Annotated in this window: 23 protein-coding genes, 2 pseudogenes and 2 riboswitches; of the genes and pseudogenes, 12 read left to right on the top strand and 13 right to left on the bottom strand. The window is 34.1% G+C overall.

From position 1 onward, the window contains the following. Window positions 1–424: 424 nt before the first annotated feature. Window positions 425–1,153 carry a hypothetical protein gene (locus AC3B5B_RS08130; protein ID WP_489758049.1) on the bottom strand — a complete coding sequence of 243 codons (729 nt, stop codon included), beginning with the start codon at window positions 1,151–1,153 and terminating at the stop codon, window positions 425–427. 286 nt (window positions 1,154–1,439) lie between these two features. After that, complete coding sequence (cytX, locus tag AC3B5B_RS08125) at window positions 1,440–2,621, bottom strand: putative hydroxymethylpyrimidine transporter CytX (protein WP_489758050.1); 1,182 nt, start codon at window positions 2,619–2,621, stop codon at window positions 1,440–1,442. Window positions 2,622–2,708: 87 nt separating this feature from the next. Continuing rightward, window positions 2,709–2,809: riboswitch (TPP riboswitch) on the bottom strand. 1,666 nt (window positions 2,810–4,475) lie between these two features. Continuing rightward, a riboswitch (TPP riboswitch) is annotated at window positions 4,476–4,576 on the top strand. 87 nt (window positions 4,577–4,663) lie between these two features. Here cytX (AC3B5B_RS08125) and cytX (AC3B5B_RS08120) point away from each other — a divergent pair. Continuing rightward, window positions 4,664–5,845 carry a putative hydroxymethylpyrimidine transporter CytX gene (gene cytX / locus AC3B5B_RS08120; RefSeq protein ID WP_489758050.1) on the top strand — a complete coding sequence of 394 codons (1,182 nt, stop codon included), beginning with the start codon at window positions 4,664–4,666 and terminating at the stop codon, window positions 5,843–5,845. A gap of 286 nt (window positions 5,846–6,131) precedes the next feature. Next, complete coding sequence (locus AC3B5B_RS08115; protein WP_489758049.1) at window positions 6,132–6,860, top strand: hypothetical protein; 729 nt, start codon at window positions 6,132–6,134, stop codon at window positions 6,858–6,860. 229 nt (window positions 6,861–7,089) lie between these two features. On the opposite strand, the gene AC3B5B_RS08110 is transcribed toward AC3B5B_RS08115, so the two are convergent. Beyond that, window positions 7,090–7,257 carry a hypothetical protein gene (locus AC3B5B_RS08110; RefSeq protein ID WP_489758048.1) on the bottom strand — a complete coding sequence of 56 codons (168 nt, stop codon included), beginning with the start codon at window positions 7,255–7,257 and terminating at the stop codon, window positions 7,090–7,092. A gap of 244 nt (window positions 7,258–7,501) precedes the next feature. On the opposite strand from AC3B5B_RS08110, the gene AC3B5B_RS08105 reads away from it, so the two are divergent. From AC3B5B_RS08105 to AC3B5B_RS08095, 3 genes are all read left to right on the top strand, one after another. After that, window positions 7,502–7,786, top strand: a complete 285-nt coding sequence (locus AC3B5B_RS08105; protein ID WP_489758047.1) for an ArsR/SmtB family transcription factor — start codon at window positions 7,502–7,504, stop codon at window positions 7,784–7,786. 78 nt (window positions 7,787–7,864) lie between these two features. Then, the gene (locus AC3B5B_RS08100; protein WP_489769837.1) at window positions 7,865–9,013 is read left to right on the top strand and encodes an MFS transporter; all 1,149 of its coding nucleotides are present in this window, start codon (window positions 7,865–7,867) and stop codon (window positions 9,011–9,013) included. A gap of 326 nt (window positions 9,014–9,339) precedes the next feature. Further along, entirely contained in the window at window positions 9,340–10,446 is a 1,107-nt protein-coding gene (locus AC3B5B_RS08095) for a hypothetical protein (RefSeq protein ID WP_489769836.1), read from the top strand. Between the two features lie 392 nt (window positions 10,447–10,838). On the opposite strand, the gene AC3B5B_RS08090 is transcribed toward AC3B5B_RS08095, so the two are convergent. Both AC3B5B_RS08090 and AC3B5B_RS08085 read right to left on the bottom strand, forming a co-directional pair. Then, window positions 10,839–11,333 (bottom strand): WYL domain-containing protein, encoded by a 495-nt coding sequence (locus AC3B5B_RS08090; RefSeq protein ID WP_489769860.1) that lies wholly within the window; start codon window positions 11,331–11,333, stop codon window positions 10,839–10,841. Between the two features lie 9 nt (window positions 11,334–11,342). Beyond that, window positions 11,343–11,750: a helix-turn-helix transcriptional regulator gene (locus tag AC3B5B_RS08085; RefSeq protein ID WP_489769835.1), complete on the bottom strand. Its 408-nt coding sequence runs from the start codon at window positions 11,748–11,750 to the stop codon at window positions 11,343–11,345. Between the two features lie 87 nt (window positions 11,751–11,837). Between AC3B5B_RS08085 and AC3B5B_RS08080 the strand changes: the two genes are divergently transcribed. The 3 genes from AC3B5B_RS08080 (at window position 11,838) to AC3B5B_RS08070 (ending at window position 13,116) form a co-directional block, all read left to right on the top strand. Continuing rightward, window positions 11,838–12,290, top strand: coding sequence for a VOC family protein (locus AC3B5B_RS08080; RefSeq protein ID WP_489769834.1), 453 nt, complete (start codon window positions 11,838–11,840; stop codon window positions 12,288–12,290). Between the two features lie 199 nt (window positions 12,291–12,489). Further along, complete coding sequence (locus AC3B5B_RS08075; protein WP_489769833.1) at window positions 12,490–12,831, top strand: type II toxin-antitoxin system RelE/ParE family toxin; 342 nt, start codon at window positions 12,490–12,492, stop codon at window positions 12,829–12,831. 3 nt (window positions 12,832–12,834) lie between these two features. Further along, a complete protein-coding gene (locus tag AC3B5B_RS08070) occupies window positions 12,835–13,116 on the top strand; it encodes a helix-turn-helix domain-containing protein (protein WP_489769832.1) in 282 nt (93 codons plus the stop codon). 129 nt (window positions 13,117–13,245) lie between these two features. Here AC3B5B_RS08070 and AC3B5B_RS08065 read toward each other — a convergent pair whose 3' ends face one another. The 3 genes from AC3B5B_RS08065 to AC3B5B_RS08055 form a co-directional block, all read right to left on the bottom strand. Next, window positions 13,246–13,566, bottom strand: coding sequence for a type II toxin-antitoxin system RelE/ParE family toxin (locus AC3B5B_RS08065; RefSeq protein ID WP_489769831.1), 321 nt, complete (start codon window positions 13,564–13,566; stop codon window positions 13,246–13,248). Next, window positions 13,566–13,862, bottom strand: a complete 297-nt coding sequence (locus tag AC3B5B_RS08060) for a type II toxin-antitoxin system RelB/DinJ family antitoxin (RefSeq protein ID WP_489769830.1) — start codon at window positions 13,860–13,862, stop codon at window positions 13,566–13,568. The genes AC3B5B_RS08065 and AC3B5B_RS08060 overlap by 1 nt, the downstream gene beginning before the upstream one ends. Before the next feature lie 270 nt (window positions 13,863–14,132). Next, on the bottom strand, window positions 14,133–15,218 hold the full coding sequence (locus AC3B5B_RS08055) for an MFS transporter (RefSeq protein ID WP_489769829.1): 1,086 nt from the start codon (window positions 15,216–15,218) through the stop codon (window positions 14,133–14,135). A 649-nt stretch (window positions 15,219–15,867) separates the two neighbouring features. On the opposite strand from AC3B5B_RS08055, the gene AC3B5B_RS08050 reads away from it, so the two are divergent. From AC3B5B_RS08050 to AC3B5B_RS08040, 3 genes and pseudogenes are all read left to right on the top strand, one after another. Next, a complete protein-coding gene (locus AC3B5B_RS08050; RefSeq protein ID WP_489769828.1) occupies window positions 15,868–16,614 on the top strand; it encodes a hypothetical protein in 747 nt (248 codons plus the stop codon). 53 nt (window positions 16,615–16,667) lie between these two features. Further along, on the top strand, window positions 16,668–17,384 hold the full coding sequence (locus AC3B5B_RS08045; protein WP_489769827.1) for a hypothetical protein: 717 nt from the start codon (window positions 16,668–16,670) through the stop codon (window positions 17,382–17,384). 797 nt (window positions 17,385–18,181) lie between these two features. Next, window positions 18,182–19,026, top strand: a pseudogene (locus tag AC3B5B_RS08040) (PhzF family phenazine biosynthesis protein). A gap of 23 nt (window positions 19,027–19,049) precedes the next feature. On the opposite strand, the gene AC3B5B_RS08035 reads toward AC3B5B_RS08040, so the two are convergent. After that, window positions 19,050–19,547, bottom strand: coding sequence for a zeta toxin family protein (locus tag AC3B5B_RS08035; protein ID WP_489769826.1), 498 nt, complete (start codon window positions 19,545–19,547; stop codon window positions 19,050–19,052). Between the two features lie 170 nt (window positions 19,548–19,717). After that, a complete protein-coding gene (locus tag AC3B5B_RS08030; RefSeq protein ID WP_489769825.1) occupies window positions 19,718–20,299 on the bottom strand; it encodes a PBECR4 domain-containing protein in 582 nt (193 codons plus the stop codon). Between the two features lie 225 nt (window positions 20,300–20,524). Between AC3B5B_RS08030 and AC3B5B_RS08025 the strand changes: the two are divergent. Then, a pseudogene (locus tag AC3B5B_RS08025) lies at window positions 20,525–20,608 on the top strand (helix-turn-helix domain-containing protein); the annotation flags it as partial. A gap of 388 nt (window positions 20,609–20,996) precedes the next feature. Here AC3B5B_RS08025 and AC3B5B_RS08020 read toward each other — a convergent pair. Genes AC3B5B_RS08020 through AC3B5B_RS08010 form a run of 3 tightly spaced genes read right to left on the bottom strand, consistent with a single transcriptional unit; the run spans window position 20,997 to window position 22,513 of the window. After that, complete coding sequence (locus AC3B5B_RS08020; RefSeq protein WP_489769824.1) at window positions 20,997–21,269, bottom strand: DUF5344 family protein; 273 nt, start codon at window positions 21,267–21,269, stop codon at window positions 20,997–20,999. Further along, on the bottom strand, window positions 21,269–21,604 hold the full coding sequence (locus tag AC3B5B_RS08015) for a hypothetical protein (RefSeq protein ID WP_489769823.1): 336 nt from the start codon (window positions 21,602–21,604) through the stop codon (window positions 21,269–21,271). Before AC3B5B_RS08015 ends, AC3B5B_RS08020 begins: the two co-directional genes overlap by 1 nt. Before the next feature lie 48 nt (window positions 21,605–21,652). Continuing rightward, on the bottom strand, window positions 21,653–22,513 hold the full coding sequence (locus tag AC3B5B_RS08010; RefSeq protein WP_489769822.1) for a hypothetical protein: 861 nt from the start codon (window positions 22,511–22,513) through the stop codon (window positions 21,653–21,655).

The following is a 22,513-nucleotide window of genomic DNA, read 5'->3' as shown; positions in this document are numbered from 1 at the left end:
TGAGGTAGTTCACGGAAGGAAAGTAAAAAATGTTCAAGAAAATTTATGATTATGTCAAAGGAAACTATGAAGCTGGCAATTATGATGATGTGCAATTGGCATATATGGCTTGGCAGCAACAAAAGCCCACAAGAATAATGCATCAATGACAGATTTTGCCATGGGCGAACAGCAGGCTCAAAACGATTATCAGTAGCATGGATCTTTTAAAGTTATCCTCAATTAGCAGTTGATGTTTTAAACAAACTCTTTGATCATCGTGCGGATGATATTGCGGAGTTTATTATATTAAAGGTTATAATTCGTACAAATTAAAAATGAAGTAGTTTTAAAAGCCAAAAACAGTCTTACATATCAATATACTAACTTGATAATTCAAAGCGATATATTGATATATGATATATAAAGACTGTTTTTTACATAATTAGTTAGTGTGAGCTTCACTTAAGTTAGCCCATTGTTTGTTGGTTCCTAATTTGACATAATTTTGTCCGTTGATGTTTTTAATACCATAAACTTTGTAAAAGTCGTCAGCTTGGATTTTAGTCGTTGGTGTTCCAAACTGGTTAAACAGTTGAGTCCCCTTTTCAAAAATATATAGCGAACGCACGGCCACTACGTCATTAGTGGCATCCACCCATTGGTTAGCTCCTAAGTCCACCCGCGTAATGGGATTTCCGGTGGCACTGTTACTAGCATACTTACTGATTTTCCAATCAGCAATGTTGGAATTCAAATAACCGGTAATGTGCCAAAGTTGTGGCGAATCATAAATTGGCACCCGTTGGTAGTTAGAATAGGCTTCTAATAAGTTATTTGGCTTTTGATTTTTAACGACACCACCTAAAAAGACATCGCTACTTTTGACCCAGGCCTTGGCCCCTAGTTTATAAGATAAGCGCTGAGCATTGGCTGCTGGACTAGCTTGGCCAATGGCGAAGACTTGCCAATTGTTGATTTTAGTTGATAAAGTGGCCCCGGTTGGTTGCGTGCAATCAGCATCACTGTATAAGGGTACTGCAGTATTGCCGGAACTAACTTGTAAATTAGTAGCTGATGTCACGTAGTTTTTTGCTTGAACTGGTTGTACAGCTAACATTAAACAGCCGATTAGGGCAAGTAAGAAGCTGCTACTGGATAACTTTAGTTTCATTTTTAATTTTCATCCTTGTCAAATTAAATTTTATGTTGAAATCTTAACTTGGTTCTTTCAGTGTGTGATCTGGCTTTTAATGATATCAACTCCTTTAGCTTTGTTCATAAAGATTAATTTAAATATAGCATAAATCAGTACTAGTGATTGCAAATAATGACTATTATTTAATTAATTTTTAATAAAATTTAATAGATATCGCAACAACTAATCAAAAATTGAGATTAAATTTGATAGAAATCTTACTTTTGAAAAATGCTACTATTAATTAATGTAACAGCATTAATCATTTAAAATCATACTTTTTACTGAAAGTCGCCGTGATGAGCAGTGCGCTGGTGATGATCACCAGTAATAATAAGGTAGTGCCGCCAATGAAGTCTAATTTTTGCAGCAAGTAATATGCTACAACGCCCACTAACCACCACCAGAAATTCCAGAAAAAGTTGAGCCTTTGTTTAATTAAGAAGACACTGACAAATAAAATGGCAAATAATGGCGTAAAAATAGCACCGATAAAGTTTAAAAAGTTTTGGTAGTACTTTAAAGAAACATTGAGTGCAATTAATAAGCCTAAGATCGTAATACCAACAGCCCAATAATTGACATGGTTTAAATGCCAGATATTATCTAAACTGGTTGCTGCAGAGTAAGCATCCATAAAGGTTGTGGTAACGGTCGCGAAGATGATAATTAATAAAGCGATGATGCCCAAATTGGTTTGTGCTAGGGTTTGGTTAAAATTAGTTTGTCCAGACTTTAAAACGGCTAATAATCCTAGGACAAACATGGCACAGCTACCGAGAAAGTAACCCAGGACGCTCACTAAACTTTCCTTCACTGGCTGCTGTCCTTGATAGGTATAATCACCAATCAATGGTAGCCAAGATAAGACCATCGTCACGTTGAGTTCTACCGCACTGCCAAAACTGATCGGAGTGAGTTTTAGCTGCTGTGCATGAGGGAAAGAATGTGTCAGCAAAATTCCTGCTACTAAAAGCATCCCGATAGCTAAGAGAATAACTACTAAATTATTGATTCGAAAGAGCCATTGATGGTTCAATAATAGCCAAATAATAATTAATCCCGCTACAATTACTGCCATGACCACGGTATTATGATAATTAAATAACTTCTGTGCCAGACTATTTAAAGCCAATTGCGCATTGACGATCATCACTGCCGTCCAGCCGAGTAACTGTAACGCATTTAAACCAGAGAAAATTTCAACTCCAGCCTTACCAAAGATACTTTGCGTGACGGCAATAGCTGGTTGTTGTTTAATTGCTGAAAGATAAGCTGCAGGTAATAAAAATAAAAAACAGCCAATCAAGTGCCCGATAATAATGGCACTAATACCTTTTCCCCATCCTAGGGGAGCCATTAAGGTTCCAGTAACAATTTCAGCAATTGAGATTGCTGTTCCCAGCCACAATAAAAATAAACTACTCAACTTTGTTTGTTGCATTTTGCACACACTTTCCGAATAAATACTTGGTTGTGGCAATAAAAAAGTATTCTTTTACGATTCAGCAACAATTTCGCAAAAAGAATACTTTCAATTGATCACAATTCCTACGTTTGTCTTAACAAAACAGGTTCGAAGGGTCTGATTTTCATCATTCTCAGCACAGATAGGCTCCCCTTTGCGATAATTATATGTTTACAGATGCTAGTTTATAACGTTTACATAAAAAGTACAACATTTAATTGATATGTATTTGGGCATGAAACCAATGTTGGAAAAAGAATAGATATCCGCAACTTGCTTATCCTGTGTGAAAATTAAGCAAGAAGCTTCTGCTATGTATTTTTTAACAAAGAACGTGACTTTAAATATTAATAATTGGTTCACTGACTTTATTTGAATATTTAAATGGTGATAAAACTATATTTTTTAAATTATTATGCCTTATTATTTAATAATAGTATTTTTTGACCATATAGATCTACATAGATCTACGTTTAAAAGAACTTATATATATATATTTGGAATCTAATTTCTACAATAAGTAAAATACATTATAGTAATAAATGCTAATTAACTAAACAAAATAATTTGTTATCAAAGCCTTATATATTTAAGATATATTATTATTTTTAATGCTTAAAGAATTATTTCGATTTATAATAAAATAATCCATTTGATTAACTAATTGGTTTTAATAATTATAATTTGAAATGAAAATAATTTGTATTAATAAATAGTACTGATGTTTAATGATTAACATATTTAATACTTTCTTTAAAAATAAAAGGTAAACTTATAAGCATCTAAATAATTATTTATTTAGAGCCTTTTTTAACTTTGATAAGTATCAAACAATTTCAAAATTTAAATAACAACTAAAAATATGTTACGTGAAATTTAGATTATTAAACACTTAATCAGTTTTTTTACTGAACGTTAGCTCATAGGACTTGTACCTTTGGGTATCATTTTGATACCCAAAATACATTTGCCTAATTTTTTATAGAAACTGAACTTTAGTATTTTTCAAATTTATCTAAAGTATTTTTATTGCATTAACATTAAGTGAAAAATACATCCAAATATATAACCGTGTTCAACGTTCAGTAAAAAAACTGATTAAGTGTTTAATAATCTAAATTTCACGTAACATATTTTTAGTTGTTATTTAAATTTTGAAATTGTTTGATACTTATCAAAGTTAAAAAAGGCTCTAAATAAATAATTATTTAGATGCTTATAAGTTTACCTTTTATTTTTAAAGAAAGTATTAAATATGTTAATCATTAAACATCAGTACTATTTATTAATACAAATTATTTTCATTTCAAATTATAATTATTAAAACCAATTAGTTAATCAAATGGATTATTTTATTATAAATCGAAATAATTCTTTAAGCATTAAAAATAATAATATATCTTAAATATATAAGGCTTTGATAACAAATTATTTTGTTTAGTTAATTAGCATTTATTACTATAATGTATTTTACTTATTGTAGAAATTAGATTCCAAATATATATATATAAGTTCTTTTAAACGTAGATCTATGTAGATCTATATGGTCAAAAAATACTATTATTAAATAATAAGGCATAATAATTTAAAAAATATAGTTTTATCACCATTTAAATATTCAAATAAAGTCAGTGAACCAATTATTAATATTTAAAGTCACGTTCTTTGTTAAAAAATACATAGCAGAAGCTTCTTGCTTAATTTTCACACAGGATAAGCAAGTTGCGGATATCTATTCTTTTTCCAACATTGGTTTCATGCCCAAATACATATCAATTAAATGTTGTACTTTTTATGTAAACGTTATAAACTAGCATCTGTAAACATATAATTATCGCAAAGGGGAGCCTATCTGTGCTGAGAATGATGAAAATCAGACCCTTCGAACCTGTTTTGTTAAGACAAACGTAGGAATTGTGATCAATTGAAAGTATTCTTTTTGCGAAATTGTTGCTGAATCGTAAAAGAATACTTTTTTATTGCCACAACCAAGTATTTATTCGGAAAGTGTGTGCAAAATGCAACAAACAAAGTTGAGTAGTTTATTTTTATTGTGGCTGGGAACAGCAATCTCAATTGCTGAAATTGTTACTGGAACCTTAATGGCTCCCCTAGGATGGGGAAAAGGTATTAGTGCCATTATTATCGGGCACTTGATTGGCTGTTTTTTATTTTTATTACCTGCAGCTTATCTTTCAGCAATTAAACAACAACCAGCTATTGCCGTCACGCAAAGTATCTTTGGTAAGGCTGGAGTTGAAATTTTCTCTGGTTTAAATGCGTTACAGTTACTCGGCTGGACGGCAGTGATGATCGTCAATGCGCAATTGGCTTTAAATAGTCTGGCACAGAAGTTATTTAATTATCATAATACCGTGGTCATGGCAGTAATTGTAGCGGGATTAATTATTATTTGGCTATTATTGAACCATCAATGGCTCTTTCGAATCAATAATTTAGTAGTTATTCTCTTAGCTATCGGGATGCTTTTAGTAGCAGGAATTTTGCTGACACATTCTTTCCCTCATGCACAGCAGCTAAAACTCACTCCGATCAGTTTTGGCAGTGCGGTAGAACTCAACGTGACGATGGTCTTATCTTGGCTACCATTGATTGGTGATTATACCTATCAAGGACAGCAGCCAGTGAAGGAAAGTTTAGTGAGCGTCCTGGGTTACTTTCTCGGTAGCTGTGCCATGTTTGTCCTAGGATTATTAGCCGTTTTAAAGTCTGGACAAACTAATTTTAACCAAACCCTAGCACAAACCAATTTGGGCATCATCGCTTTATTAATTATCATCTTCGCGACCGTTACCACAACCTTTATGGATGCTTACTCTGCAGCAACCAGTTTAGATAATATCTGGCATTTAAACCATGTCAATTATTGGGCTGTTGGTATTACGATCTTAGGCTTATTAATTGCACTCAATGTTTCTTTAAAGTACTACCAAAACTTTTTAAACTTTATCGGTGCTATTTTTACGCCATTATTTGCCATTTTATTTGTCAGTGTCTTCTTAATTAAACAAAGGCTCAACTTTTTCTGGAATTTCTGGTGGTGGTTAGTGGGCGTTGTAGCATATTACTTGCTGCAAAAATTAGACTTCATTGGCGGCACTACCTTATTATTACTGGTGATCATCACCAGCGCACTGCTCATCACGGCGACTTTCAGTAAAAAGTATGATTTTAAATGATTAATGCTGTTACATTAATTAATAGTAGCATTTTTCAAAAGTAAGATTTCTATCAAATTTAATCTCAATTTTTGATTAGTTGTTGCGATATCTATTAAATTTTATTAAAAATTAATTAAATAATAGTCATTATTTGCAATCACTAGTACTGATTTATGCTATATTTAAATTAATCTTTATGAACAAAGCTAAAGGAGTTGATATCATTAAAAGCCAGATCACACACTGAAAGAACCAAGTTAAGATTTCAACATAAAATTTAATTTGACAAGGATGAAAATTAAAAATGAAACTAAAGTTATCCAGTAGCAGCTTCTTACTTGCCCTAATCGGCTGTTTAATGTTAGCTGTACAACCAGTTCAAGCAAAAAACTACGTGACATCAGCTACTAATTTACAAGTTAGTTCCGGCAATACTGCAGTACCCTTATACAGTGATGCTGATTGCACGCAACCAACCGGGGCCACTTTATCAACTAAAATCAACAATTGGCAAGTCTTCGCCATTGGCCAAGCTAGTCCAGCAGCCAATGCTCAGCGCTTATCTTATAAACTAGGGGCCAAGGCCTGGGTCAAAAGTAGCGATGTCTTTTTAGGTGGTGTCGTTAAAAATCAAAAGCCAAATAACTTATTAGAAGCCTATTCTAACTACCAACGGGTGCCAATTTATGATTCGCCACAACTTTGGCACATTACCGGTTATTTGAATTCCAACATTGCTGATTGGAAAATCAGTAAGTATGCTAGTAACAGTGCCACCGGAAATCCCATTACGCGGGTGGACTTAGGAGCTAACCAATGGGTGGATGCCACTAATGACGTAGTGGCCGTGCGTTCGCTATATATTTTTGAAAAGGGGACTCAACTGTTTAACCAGTTTGGAACACCAACGACTAAAATCCAAGCTGACGACTTTTACAAAGTTTATGGTATTAAAAACATCAACGGACAAAATTATGTCAAATTAGGAACCAACAAACAATGGGCTAACTTAAGTGAAGCTCACACTAACTAATTATGTAAAAAACAGTCTTTATATATCATATATCAATATATCGCTTTGAATTATCAAGTTAGTATATTGATATGTAAGACTGTTTTTGGCTTTTAAAACTACTTCATTTTTAATTTGTACGAATTATAACCTTTAATATAATAAACTCCGCAATATCATCCGCACGATGATCAAAGAGTTTGTTTAAAACATCAACTGCTAATTGAGGATAAACTTTAAAAGATCCATGCTACTGATAATCGTTTTGAGCCTGCTGTTCGCCCATGGCAAAATCTGTCATTGATGCATTATTCTTGTGGGCTTTTTGTTGCTGCCAAGCCATATATGCCAATTGCACATCATCATAATTGCCAGCTTCATAGTTTCCTTTGACATAATCATAAATTTTCTTGAACATTTTTTACTTTCCTTCCGTGAACTACCTCAGCTCTATAGTAACAAATTCTTTGGTGGCAGTTTAATCATGTTCCAAAGCCAATATTAGCACATTTCAACTGAGCAGCGAGGTGATTTTTTCCCAATTCAATTACTCGTTAATCTATGCCATCAGTTTCAATTTAAAATTTGACATTTCAGCTTGATAATGTTTTAATACAAATCGTTAATTCGATATTTCCAAAAATACAAACAAGGAGTAAAAAATGAATTCTGACGAAATTAGAGTAAAAATTCTTAAAGCTTTAGCCGACGAAGGACGCTTAAAAATTATTCGAATCCTGTCTAACAGTCACCGTGAAATGACCTGTGGTGAAATTGCAGCGCATTTAAACTTAAGTGATTCCACCGTTTCATATCATTTACGAGCTATGCGGGAGGCCGGTTTAACCAAGACCCGTAAAGATGCACAAACACGTTTGATTAGCATCAACGAAGCCACCTTTGCGCAGTACTTGCCCGGATTTTTAACAACTTTGACAGACCACTAAAAAATTTTAGAGCTAATTTCGATATATTTAGAAATAGCGAATTACAACTTGATTAAATGAAACGGAAGTCTTCAATAGATGAAAAAATATGCTAGTTTATTCTTTTTAACAATGTTTTTAATTGGTACGGATACATTTTTAATTTCGCCATTATTACCTACTTTGAGCCACATTTATCATATTCCAACTGCAATTTCCGGTTGGTTAGTGAGTGCCTATGCCATTGGTTATGCAGTCTTTGCTTTAATTTCCGGCCCTATTTCTGACGGCCATGATCGCAAAAAAGTCATGTTATGGGGCTTATTAAGTTTTGCCCTCGCAACTTTACTCTGTGCGTTTGCTAACAGTTTTCCTTTAATGCTAATCTTTCGCTTTTTGGCTGGCGTCAGTGCTTCTTTTGTGACACCACAAGTTTGGGCCTCAATTCCCGTAGTGATTCCGCGAAAACAAGTAGTAAAAGTCATGGGTTACGCCACGGCAGGGATCTCTGTTGCGCAAGTCATTGGGATTCCCATTGGCAGTTATTTAGCCGCTAGTTCTTGGCACACTCCATTCTATGTTATCTCAGGAGCAGCTTTCTTGTTATTACTATTGTTATTTTTCACCTTACCCGAATTAGAAATTAAGTCCCGCCAACATCTCTCCTTTATTCAAATCTATCAACAAATTTTAACTAATCACCAAGCTCTAAGCCAATTAATCGTTTACTTAATTTTCCAAACAGGCGCGTTTACGGTCATGACCTTTGTTTCAACTTGGTTTCAGACTACCTTTCAGCTCTCTTTATCAACAATTGGTACAGCACTCTTGGTCGCTGGCCTGGGTAATTTAATTGGCTCTCTCATCAGCGATAAAATCGTTCAACATTTTGGTCTGAAAAAATCGTTCATGAGTATTGCATTACTTTTAATCATTGTAGATTTACTAACCATTACTGCCGCTAACTTTTGGTTCGCAGAAATTATTTTAATCTTAATTTATTTGTTAAACGGACTAATTTTGCCCTTATTCATGACCATGTTTCAAACTACGGTGCCCAATGCTGGCAGCACTATTTCTTCATTATCCAATTCTGCTATGTATTTAGGCGAAACCTGCGCTGGTATAATCGGGGGCCTCTTATTCAAAGCCTTTAAAAACTATCTCGGTATTGGTTTATTTGCCGCCATGATGATCATCATAGCCTTAACTATCCGTTGGGCCTTAAAATTAAGAACAGAACGTTGAGTGAAGACCTGAACATCAGCACTATTTATTTTTACTACTCAAGAAGTGTTTATAATTACGCGGGCTTCATTACTATCCGTAACCGGAATGGTAGCAGCACCTCAGCTTATAAATACAAACCGCTGAAAAGTAATGTTCGTATCTATACGAACATTTTCTTTTTACATAAATTTCTTAATTAGTCTTTATATAATCAAAAGACACATTTTAAAGCGTTTGTGCCTTTTGATTACCTTTGATAACGCTTGTAATGGTCATTATAGTATACTATTTGAACTAGCAACCTACAATCCACCAATTAAATCATGTGAAAGGATATAATAACAATGACTCAAGGAAAAACTCCATTACACTTAGCCAAAAGTACTGCAGAATACCGTTTATTAGGACAAGCAAAAAATAAAATTAATCCGTGGGAAGAGCACGTTCATTTCGACGGCTTAAAAGGATCATTTGAATGGTTTTTTACTAAAGTTGATACCACCGAAGCTAGTGTTGTGATTGGCATTACGACGGCCCCCTTTTTTCAAGGTGAGTTAGGTCTGAAACCCACTTTAGATGTGATGATTAATTTTCCTAACGGTAAAAATATTATGAAACACCTTGAATTCGATCCTGCAGACTTTTCCATTTTAAAAAATAACTCTGGGGTGGCCATTGCTCAGAATTACTACCAAAGTACTCAACTGCAACAATTTCATGCACACGCTGAAGTTGATGATCTTGTGATTGACTTAGAGGTTACACCACAAGCACCAGTCTGGCATCCTGAAACAGGACACTTTCTTTTCGGACAAGAACAAGAAAATTATTTTGGCTTTTTTGTAGTACCACCAACTCCCACAGCTCATGTAACAATTCACAGTAAAGAATTAAACCTGGATACTGATGGAACCGGCTACGTCGATCGGGGTTGGATGAATAAGCCCTTGGGGGAAATCTTAAATAACTGGAATTGGTATTACTGGAATTTCAACGAGTACACTGTGATGGCTATTAACATCACTTTTGAAAAAGAATACGGCTATCCTGAATACCCACTTTTTATGGTATATAAAAATGGTGAACTATTAGCTGGCGGGCCAGACACTCAAAATAATGAGCATTTACAATATACTGTTAATCAACAACATTACGATGCAAGTATCCAACGGAACGTGATTGATGCATTCACTTATTCCTATCATGAAGCAAACAAAAGCTTTACTTTAAATGTCCACAATGATCAACAAATCGAAGTACAAAAATGGTTTAATGCCTTACCAGGATCATTGACACAAAAGCAGGCTTCATCAGTTTGTGATGGTGCGGAAGCTCGTTTTACTGGCCGCGCAACTTTTACTTTTGAAAAGGATGGGCAAGTCATTGATCAAATCTCAATTGCTAATGGACCATTTGATGAACTGCAATATATGGGGCATCCTAAAAAATAATCCTCTGACGACCAACATATTTCTCTAAATTATACGGCTTTTTAACTGGAGCTCATCTACGCATTGTTATCTTGTTCTTATGATCCACATTGAACAGGAGACAATGCTTTTTTTATTCAAAGTACTAATCAAATGAACATTCAACGTTTTAAAATTTATGCTTTTTTACAAATTATATTAAAGTTTTAAATTTCTAATTTGATAGTGTACATCACCTATTTTTTTCAGCTAGAGATTATCATAATGAACTAACGGTTTAAAACAACATCGTTTCCACAAACTATCGTCAATGCTCCATAAATTAGCATCAATAGTTTAGTTTCCAATCGTTGAAACAACAGCATTCCTACTGGCGAGTTAAAGACATTGCCTACCAATTACTTGATAGAACTCTACAATTGATTAGCAAGCGCAAGCACGTACGCCCGAAAATCGGTTTTAAATTGCGACTGATTTAAAATTTGAACTCCCTGTCCCAGACCTAACAAAAACCGGAAACTTTCTTCATTATTAGGCAGGCTTATAGTTGCATGAAAGATCTGCCCATCCGTTTCGTTGATTACCTCCGGACCAAACCGTTCCACAAACACGTCCCGAAAACGTTCCGCAACAGCTAACCAGACTATCGTTTCCCGTTGCGGTTTAACCCCGCTATATAAGACAAGCTTCTCAGCACTAATAGATCGCGGTTCAAATGTTTCTGCTGAGTACTCGATCATGGAGAGTTTTGCAAGAGTAAAAGTTCGAAATGCCTGCCGAGTCATGTCGAAACCTTGAAGATACCAGCGCTGGGCTTTGAAAACGATGCGGTATGGTTCCAATGTCCGCTGGCTCATTTGACCACTTCGGTCCGTATAGGTAAACTTCACGATATGATGTTGCCGAATCGCAATTAATCATGCGGTTGCTCGTCTCCGCAGGACGACCGTTCCTGGCCAGCCTTGATATTCAATGACCACTGGCATCAGTCCTTCAGATATAGTAGATAATCCCTTGATCCGATTCAAAGTTTCTCGAAGTTCTGGGGTTGCTAGTAGCGTAGTCGTACCAGATAGCGCAACGAGCAGATTATCAAGATCTGTTTGAGTAAACAACTTTTTGTCCACCTTATAATCTGACATGATGCCAACGCCACCATAACGACCCTGTTTGGTAAAAATCGGAATACCAGCCTCATTTAACGTATCCAAATCTCGATAAATGGTACGAACACTGACTTCAAATAACGTTGCCAACTTGGTTGCTGGGACTATTTCTTGTCGCAGCAGTAGGAAAGCTAGACTAATTAAGCGACTTATTCTCATTCTTTCTCCAATCCTGACATAATTGTGTCATATTTTACTTGCTATACTACGTTTGTTAAATCAATTAAACAATTGGAGGTTGTAAATATGACAAAAACAGAACTAATTCCCTTTCTATCGTTAAACGGACAAGCAAATAAAGCAATCGCCTTTTACGAAAAAGTATTAGGAGCCGAAGTCATTTTTAAAAAGACACTGCTTGAGGTCCAACAAATGGGTGCTCCCCTGAAGCTGACACCTGAAATTGAAAATCAGGTCAGTCACTGCGTATTGGTATTTCCTACCGGTGGCGAATTAACGTTGAATGACGCACCTGTTGATAATGTACAATTTGTGATTGGCAATAATCAGAGTATTTGCCTACAATCAACGGACAAAGACCAGATTACGACCCTTTACCAGAGATTAGTGACAGCCAGTGAACAGGTTGACATCATCACACCGCTGACCAGTAATGTCTTCAGCCCCGCTTATGGGATCGTGAAGGATCCCTTCAATATTGTCTGGCAACTGACAACTTCAATTCACAATGATTTCTAATTAATCAAATACAGTATTGTATTTATAAAACTGTGAAGACCGTCTTCCTTATAGAATAGAGCGGTCTTTTTTTAAACTGACTATGCTGCAAAATCGTTAAAATAAAGTACACCTTAAAAAAGCACTTAACTAAAAAAGTTGAAATTTTAACTCCTGTAAACTATTGCTTTTTGAACGCTAATTTGCTATCATAATAAATATGAAGAAGATAGAGTTTGGCTATTACGATTATGACGAATTTGAATCATTTCTAGACAGTTTAAATTATAAAGATGCTGCTAAATTAGTTACTACCATTCAAAAAATTGAACAATACGGATTAAGCATTGCTATTCGTCAAGAATGGATTAAAAAATTAGAAAACAATTTATATGAAATACGTTCTAAAAGAGCTTCTAACGTTCAAAGGGCAATCTATTTCCAGGTAAAAGACGACCATTATATAATTACTAACGTTTTTACTAAAAAATCTCAAAAAACTCCCAAACGTGAAAAAAAGATTGCCAAAAATAGAAGAAAAAAATTTTTAGGAGAGGAATAAATAATGTCAAAAATTGATGAATATATTGAGAAAAGAAGTACTACCGATCCAAAATTTGCAAAAGCAGTAGAGCAAGAAGATATTAATTTAGAAATTGCTGTTAAAGTTCGTAGTTTGCGTGACAGTTTTGGCATGAGTCAACGAGAATTTGCTAAATTAATAAATAAACCGCAGTCCACGATTGCTAGAATTGAAAGTGGCAATATGAACGCTTCAACAAAATTATTAGCAGAAATTGCTCAGGCTACAAATCAGCAATTATCAATTCAGTTTAATCCAATGTAATCAAAAAGATAATCAACATGACTAAAACAGTATTAGAGAAAAATTTATTTAATAGAAATACCCAAGTGTAGAAGTTCATGAATGATGGATAAATAAAAAAAACGATCACTGATCGCTTTTTTCTATTCGTTATTTTATTTTTCCTTGAAAAAGTTCTTTATGCGTTCCTATTCGAATTAACCTAATTACTGGATTAGTATTATGCGGCAGATAAGCGATTACAACGTCTACTTTGCCTTCTGATAAGTGAAAGTCTAAAGTATCATTATATAAACCACCCCTATTATCCAGTTTATGTGGACTGTAAGAATCAGGAACACGGCCATGAAGCTGTAACTCACTTAATGCAATCCTAAATTCTGAAATTAATTCTTGATGGTGTTTTTTAAATTTTTGATAATCCTTTTGAAACTGCGGTTCAATCTTAATCTTGTAATTAACGTTATTCATTATTGGCTATCACTATTCAAAAAATCCATAATCTGACTTGTCTCCTCAAATTCATGAGAGTTATCCGATATTAAACCCATTTCCTTAGCTTGTGCTTCAATCAAAGCCTTATGAGTTGTATCATTGGGTATTTCGTCAGGAACTATAATTTCAAATGGAATTTTATTTTGAATAACGAACTGTTTAATTGCCATGTTAATGTAACCATTTAATGTTAATCCGGCAATTTCTAGACGCGGTTCTACAGCTTTTTTTAACTGGTCATCTATCCGAATAGTAGTTGGAGTTGTTGTCATTATAAATCCTCCTTTGTATATTTGTATTCATTATAACATACTTAAGAATACAAAAACATAAATAACAATTATAATGAACAGTACAGGCTTCGTTTTTCAATTAAAAACCAAAACGATTTTATTGACATAGAAATTATTGATTACTATGGGACCGTTTTGTAAATAACCTTGAAAAAGTAATTCTTCCTTTTTGGAGTCGAATAAAATAAAACATTAAAGAAAGAAGTAATGCTGAGTTATTTTGAATTTTAATAACTACTCCAACAATTGCTAATTATTGTTTGATTTTCGTAAATAAACATATAACAAGCTATAACCTATTCCACAAACTATCGTCAACACTCCGTAAATTAACAGCAACAGTTTAGTGCCTGTTTGTTGAAACAGCAACGTTCCGACTGGTGAACCTAAGGCATCACCTACCAAAAAGCCCGACTGAGCTATGCCTAAATACAGAAAGCTTTCAGTTTTGGGAAACATATCGTATTCCATCAACTCTTTAAAGATAAAAAAGCCGGCGATACCAATTGCCATAATTGTATAAGCAATTAACGAAATATAAATGCCCTTGTCAAATTCTAAAAATGCTACCAACATACTACAACCAACAATGACTTCATTGATAAGAAAGGCCCATCCTGCAGACATCCGCAAATGTCGCCGTTGATAAAAAAGCGATGTTAAAACTGTTAAAATACTAAATATCGTCGTCCAAACAGTTACGGCACTAATTTTTAGACCAGTCTTCCGTAAAATCGCTGGTAAAATAGGATCAATCAAGGCGTTAGTTAACCCCAATAAGAACACCAACAAAAATAATAGTACCCCCGCTAACCGATTCGTTGGTAACGCCACAAACAGACTATGCGGCTTTTTTTGAACTCTACCGTCAGGAATGCTATTAGTCACTGACAGACTGCCCATCAATAAGGCCGCTATAACAATTAAAAACCAGTACATATAATTTGCAGCATGCACTACAGAAATCAACCAGCCGGCAACAATAGTGGCCATCAAAGTAGCAATTTGCATAATTGTATACCGCGACGAAACCAATGCTTCTTTAGCTGCTTCATCTTGGTCTGATTCAAAATAAATCCAAGAGCGAATTACTAGTAACGTAATACTAGCTCCGAGACCGGCAATAATACCCGAAATCAACGCTATAAAAGCGTTATTAGGAATCACTCTCAACAACATGCCCACAGCATAGATTGGCAAAAAAACTTTGACAATCTTTTTTAACCCCCAGTTGGCCAAATTGTTACTGATTAAAAAGGAAAATGAGCCCGCCACTGCCATGGCCGAATAAGAGATGGAATAATTCAGCAGACCATGATTTTGTTGAAAGAACAAGATTTGAGCCTATTTGGAGACGCCCATTGCTAAATAGAAAATTAAAATAAAGACAAACATCTTCTGATATTTGTATTCATTATGGAAAAAACGTTGAAATAGTTTCACTGAACAATGACTCCTGAATCTTTAATTAACGGTATTAATGCATAACTTCAAGGCGAACATCAACCAAAAATACTTTTTTAGAAATCAAGACACTTTCTTTTGTCTCAAATCTGCTGACAAAGAATTTATTAATATCATAATCTACAAAATTAATTTTATCTATAAATCACAAAGAAATGCTCAGATAGTTTAACAACTTATCGTACGTTACTGTTAAATTATAGAAAACTGGTTAGCTAATCATAAATAAATTTTTGTGTTGTGCAAAACTATTATGTTGGATCACTCACGTTAGAATAGTAGTTCAAGACGTTTCTTCATTGGTGTTACCTACTATCTACATATTAATCCAATTTAAAGATAGTCAATATAACTTTAATAGAACCTAATCAACTATTGGATGAAAATGATCCCGGATCAAACTTCATGAACGCAATGTCACTGAGCGCAAACCTAAATTTTAAAATCAATTCCAACTGGTGTTTTCGAAACTTCTGATAACCTTTTCGTGCTACACTTAATATGTCAGAAAGAGGGGTAAATGATGCAAGCAAAATTAACGTTGATTGGCAGTTTAATTATGACCGTATTTGGTTGTTTATTGATAATTAGTCATTCGGTTAATGCCCAAGCCTATGTCACATCAGCCGCAAATTTACAAGTTAGCTCTGGAAAGGAAGCGGTACCAATCTATCGTGATGCTGCCTGTTCCCAACCAACCGGTACAACTTTAGCCACCACCATCAATGATTGGGCAGTCACTGCTGTTAGTCAAAGTAATCGTCCTACAGATGGTACAACGTACATTCCCTTTAATTCCTTTGACCTAGGGTTTAATCAATGGGTTAAAAGTAGTGATGTCTTTTTAGGTGGCGTCGTCAAAAACAAAAAGCCCAATAACTTAATAGAAGCCTATTCTAACTATCAACAAGTTCCCATCTACGACTCGCCACAACTATGGCACATCACTGGTTATTTAAATCCTCAGATTGCTGATTGGAAAGTAAGTCAGTATGCCAGCAATAGTTCAAGTGGCGATCCCATTACGCGGGTTGATTTAGGAGCTCATCAATGGGTGGCTACATCGAGCAACGTCCTTGCCGTGCGTTCGATCTATGCCTTTGAACAAGGAGCCCAATTGTTTAACCAGTTTGGAACGCCAACGACTAAAATCCAAACTGACGACTTTTACAAAGTTTATGGTGTTAAAAACATCAACGGACAAAATTATCTCAAATTAGGTAACAACCAGCAGTGGGCTAATTTAAATGCCGCTCATATCAACTAATTTAATTCAAATTATATATTTGGGAAAATTGCTAACGAAAGGGTGCAATTATTATGAAACCAACTCTAATATCTTTCAGTAGTCAATTATTGGCAACAATAATTACTGTAGCTAGTTTACCAATATTATCGACTCAAGCCGCTGTCGTTCCCAGTCATGATATTTATTATTCACATGGGCAGATGAACATGACTTACCAAGATCCACAGTTAAGTCAACCCATTGGCACGAGGCTCGTTCCCCAAATTAGTGCCTGGCAAACTTATGAAAAAGAAGTCGATAATACTGGGAAAATAACGGCTTATGATTTAGGTGGTCATCAATGGGTGAGCGCACAATTTAATGCTGTCAGCCATGAAGTTAAACCCGGATCATACATCTATCAAGAAGCTTTTTCGGCTGGCCAACCTATTCCCGTGTACAAAGATCCCCAACTGACCCAACCCATCGGAAAGTTAAGTAATAAAGTAGCCGATTGGCAAATCAATCGCGTCGACTTTGCCAATCAATCTGAATATGTTTATGCCGTTGATTTAGGCAATAATCAGTGGGCAGCAGCAGACGCTTTATATCTTTTACCCAAAGCCGTGACTGTCCATGCTAACAACACTTTAGTCAACCAAAACGGTCAACCCACTGGCCAGATCACTAACCTCAACGTGCCCTATGCAACTTATGGCGTTAAATCCATTAACCAACAAACCTATATCCGACTTGGTAGTAATCACCAGTGGTTATTAGCCAGTCAAAGCGATCCCGCACTTAATTAGTATTTCTTATAACTTCTAACTTCAAAGTAAATGACGCTAATAATAACTATATAAAATAAATTAAGATAGTATTGCCATCTATGTCAAAAGTCTATGTCAAAAGTTTTAAAGCAAGGACAATTAGATAGTAATACTATTTTTTAACGATAAAAACTTCATAAAAGTTCATGAACGGCAGAGCAATAAAAAGAGCTTTAACAAAAAGATTTTTAACGAGGACCTAACAAAACACACCCACTGCTACTGCTCATAATTTTTATGGTTCTTATTTTTTAAAGAGAGCTTTTTTAAATAGATCAATGTATCCTTTTTTACTAATACTGTCGTTGGTTTTAATCTCACTGGGCTAACATAAAATCCGAGTGTTCTAAAACCACGGTGGCCATAGTTATATTTTAAATTGGCATGTCGTTCATGAATTATCATTGTACTTCTTCCCTTTACGTTAAATTACAAACACTAATTTAAAATTAACAACACTTGTTTTAGGTGGTATTTTAACCGATATCTAAATGGGATCTGGCATGTCATACGCTTCAATAGCTTCTACTGTTTTCAACTTCCATGATCTTCTTCAATTAGTCCAATGTCTTGCCGTAATTCTCCATCAAGTACTAGATCACCAATGATATTTGGATGTAAAAATAATGTAATACTTCCAACTCCATTACGGATGTTACGCAAACACTATCTTATTTCAACAGTTATAAAACTCCTAGATAATATTGATGTTATACTGACAGCAGTTTATATTACACTAATAGCAATTTTAAGTAATCAGTGGGGAGGAATTACACATGGAAGTAAAAGTATATATTGCAAGTGCCTTTAGTAAAGATGGCGCCGGTGGTAACAAGGCGGGCGTAGTTTTCATGGATAAGATATTAAGAAAATCTCAAAAAAAGCGATAGCTCGTCAATTAGGCTATGCAGAAACAGCTTTTATTTCTGATTCAAACATTGCTGATTTTAAGTTAGAATATTTCACGCCTAAAGAAGAGGTCGACTTATGTGGTCATGCAACCATTGCAACTTTTGTCATACTCATGTATTTAAATAAACTATCAAAAAATCAATACAGAATTGAAACCAATAGTGGTATTTTGGTAATTAATTTAACAGATGACATGATATTTATGGAACAAAATAAACCTGTATTTTATGAAGAAATTTCTCCTGAAGAATTATCTAAATGCTTTGATATCAGTGCAATTGACACACAGTATCCAATACAAATTGCTTCCACAGGTTTAAAAGATATTTTAGTGCCCATAAAATCTGAAACTGATTTGCATGCATTAAAACCTCAGTTCAAAGAAATTTCACTAGTTAGTGCCAAGCACGATGTTATCGGGATGCATTTATACACAATTCAAAATAATCGAACTGTCTGTCGCAATTATGCCCCTTTGTATGACATTGATGAAGAATCCGCAACAGGGACATCAAGTTGTGCAGTAGCCGGATACCTTTATGAACACAATTATTTACGTAAAAATATGTATGTTTTTAACCAAGGATACTCTTTGAATGCCCCTTCAGAGATATTAGTTAAGTTAGAAACTGACCAAGATTATAAAATTAAACATATATACGCTGGTGGTAGAGGTTATTATTATCAAACAAAGCAACTAATTGTTTAATTATTAATTTATCACATTTCATGTTATAAATTATTTTCTGTTATATCCTGGATAATTTGCTTAAAAAAAGTTTTTGTGTCGCCATTTGTCAAACGACGGTCATTATATTCTAGATAATCATTAGCCCGCCACCATTTTTTTAAACTTGCTATTGGAAAGGGAAAATCTTTTGTTTGATTATGCTTAACTGTCAGAGAAAAAGGTACGTCCAAGTAATAGACAAAAGCATTACGACCAAAAAGTTGGATTAAATTTTCTAACATTTCACCATAAACATCTTTGCGTAAAATACCCTCTAAAATAATTACATGATAATGTTTAGACCCGTATTCGACTAATTCTTTTATTAAACTAATTGCTGGTGTACCTGGACGGTCGTTAGCATGCAATATATCACGGCGGATAACATCTTGATGAAGCAAAAAACAATTATCATAACCTAAATATTTTTGTAGATTATCAGCTAAAACTGTTTTGCCACTTCCAGAATTTCCTCGGATTAAAATAAAAATAGTTTCCATACTTTTAACTCCATTCCAAAAATATAGCAGCGTTTATGTCGGTAAGTTATAACGTATTTCAACGCCTTTTATTATAAGAGATAAAAAATAAGTCACAACTGTTAAGTTATGTCGCTTAATTTCAAAAAACAACTCTTAGAAAATATATCAAATTTTTATTAACATAGGATTCAATGATATGAATTACTTTTGTACAAAGTTATCTTATGATCTGCCATATCTACTAATTCCGTTTTAAGCAAGGTAAATCGTACTTGTCCCCTGCCATAATCTAAATTCTTTTTTGGAAATTGACTAATGCAACAATAACAACCAGGTTCTCTACGGATTTCCTTTATAAACAAATATCCGTGACTACTACTATCAATTATAAATTCGATTAAATAATTCCACGATATTCTACTAGAATTATGCAATTTTTGAAATTTAAAAATTGCATTCTTATCACTAAAAAGACTATAAATTTTAGTTAAGCTTAATATTCTTGTTTCAATTTTATAGTAAAAATCTGACCGTCTTAAATCAGATTCACTAATATTACCAGATATTATCTGATTCCATACTTCAGGAGCATTAACTCTATGTAAACTAAGATCAGTTAAATAGTGTAATCCTGCAAGATGATAAAAATGACGATCCTCAAACTTTATGCGTATGACTTCCAGTTTGTTTTTACGTCCTAGAGTAACGATTACTGTCTTATTAAGCAATTTATTGTACTCTTGAGCTGCACTTTGGAGTAAATCTAGCAAACTTCTAATCCTCCCCAAAAAAAAAGTCCCAATAGGGACTTTTGAATGTTTTAATGTTGACTCGAGGTGTTCACATACAACCCTTCAAAGACTACGTCATTCAGTGCGACAAAAATGTCGTTCAACCCACCAATATGACATCAAACATCTAACGGATACTCAAGTTACCCGTTTACTACTATCAGTAGTTTAAAATATTTTCTAAGACTTGTCAATTAATTATGTTCCAAATATATGCTAGCTAAAAAAGTAAATGTTCCAACTTCAAGAATACAGGATATTTTACATGATCGACGGAAAATTACCGTTAAACTAAATTATATGTATAACTCTCCCATAAAAAATGTACTGAAAAAAATAATATAAAAACTGAAGAAGTGATAACCAATATGACTAAAACAACATTAGAGCAAAGCAAATTTTGAAAAAAGATCCAAAGATTTCTAAAGCTCTAATTTAGATAAAAGTTCGTCCATTAACTTATCACAGAACTAATTTTATTACTAGTAACCACTTTTTAGATATGCCAATTAAGGTTAATCCGAGTTTAAAAACTGGATTAATTAAAACAAATTGAAAAAACCACTGAGCAATTAAGACTTGATGTCCAAATACTAAGTGGTTTTTATCCGGCTCGTTACAGCATTCAAAACTTTAGTTACAAATATAAAATAATCATTATTGGTTTGTTATTGGTTTACTGAAACGAATTTGCGACCTTGGTGTCTGCTGCTTCCAACTCACGGGATACCTGAGAATACTCCACTGTATCGTGTTCCGCAATTGTCCCATAACGTTTAATAACTTGTTCCAATTCTTTTTCTAATTTGATTGCTTGAACAAAAGGTTTTAAATTCGTTCCAGATATATTGGTAGCTGTTAAGGATTGGGCTTGTAATTGTTGAACTGAACTGCTTGCTTGGCTCACATTTTGGTTATAGTTAGCTTGAACGATTTTAATAGTAGTCATTATTTTTTCTCCGCACTCTGGGCTAATGCCAATTGGGCTTCTAGTTGAGTAATTTCGGCTTCTAATTGGCTAATTCTTTGTTGGATGGCACTTAAATTCTCGTCATTTTTACTTGCATTATTTTTTGTAACGGATAAGTTATTCGTCTGTAACTGTTCAAATTTATTCTTTCTCTGACCGTGCCATGGTGCTGCTGTTGCTTGACCTATTTGAATGTCTCTAACGATTTTTTGTAAGTCATCCACCTCCGCCTTAGCTTCTTGTTGTGCCTGGCGCAACTTTTTTAGTAATGCTTGCTTATGCTTAATTGCTTGTAAAATAGCGGCAACATCCATTTCAAATTATCTCCCATCCAAAAATTATTAGTAACTACCACTTTCTTTTTAATAACTACCGCTGGCTCGAAACTTGTTGATTAAATCTTCTGAAACTGAATCGGGTATTGGATAAACATGATCATACTTGTGAAGGTAGCCATATTTATAAGGATTATCGTAATACCTTTTAGATCCCTTAACATGCTTCCTTTCGCCAATCATTGGCTTCTGAACTTGCCAAGTGTTTCCCTTTTTTATCAATACATAACTACCAGCATTTGCTAACCTTTTAGCGTATCCTCTAGAATAGACACTTCGATAATATTCATATGAATTGTATAATTGCCTAATTTGATCAGGTGAAATCTTTTGTTGTATGTCTGTTGGTAACTGATCATACAATGCAGAATTTAAACTAATAGATTTCGGGGTTAATGACAAACTATTGATTCGTTTCAATGGAAAAATCTTATCTAAATCTTCTCCAATTGCCAAATAATCTTGAATAAATAACTTAATTTTCTTTTTTGACACCTTGTAATTTCCCGAAAAATTTTGAACATATAATTCATCTTCTCCACCTTCTTCCATTGTACGAACTTTGAAGGCATTATTGTACACTAAAATAAAAGTTTGATCAGGTTTTAATTTTAGAAAATATTCTCCATCTCCTTCTCTCGGAAAATATTCAAATTCTCTTGAATTAAACGAAAAAGATTTTCCTATTAAATCTTTAGACGTTTGAGATTTAATTTTGGGTGTTAAAACTCCACCCTCGTCTTTACGAGATTGCAGTTTTTTATCACTCATTTTTTGATATTTGAGTGTCATTTCCGATCTACTAGGCGGATTACTACTCAGTCCCATCGTGAAAATACTTAATCCCACTATCATCGCCAACAGAAAAGTCTTATAATTTTTTTTCAT

It is taken from the genome of Bombilactobacillus sp. ESL1187 (assembly GCF_058107155.1).
Note: the sequence above shows the minus strand (reverse complement) of the source record. Positions and strands in the feature narration are given on the sequence as shown.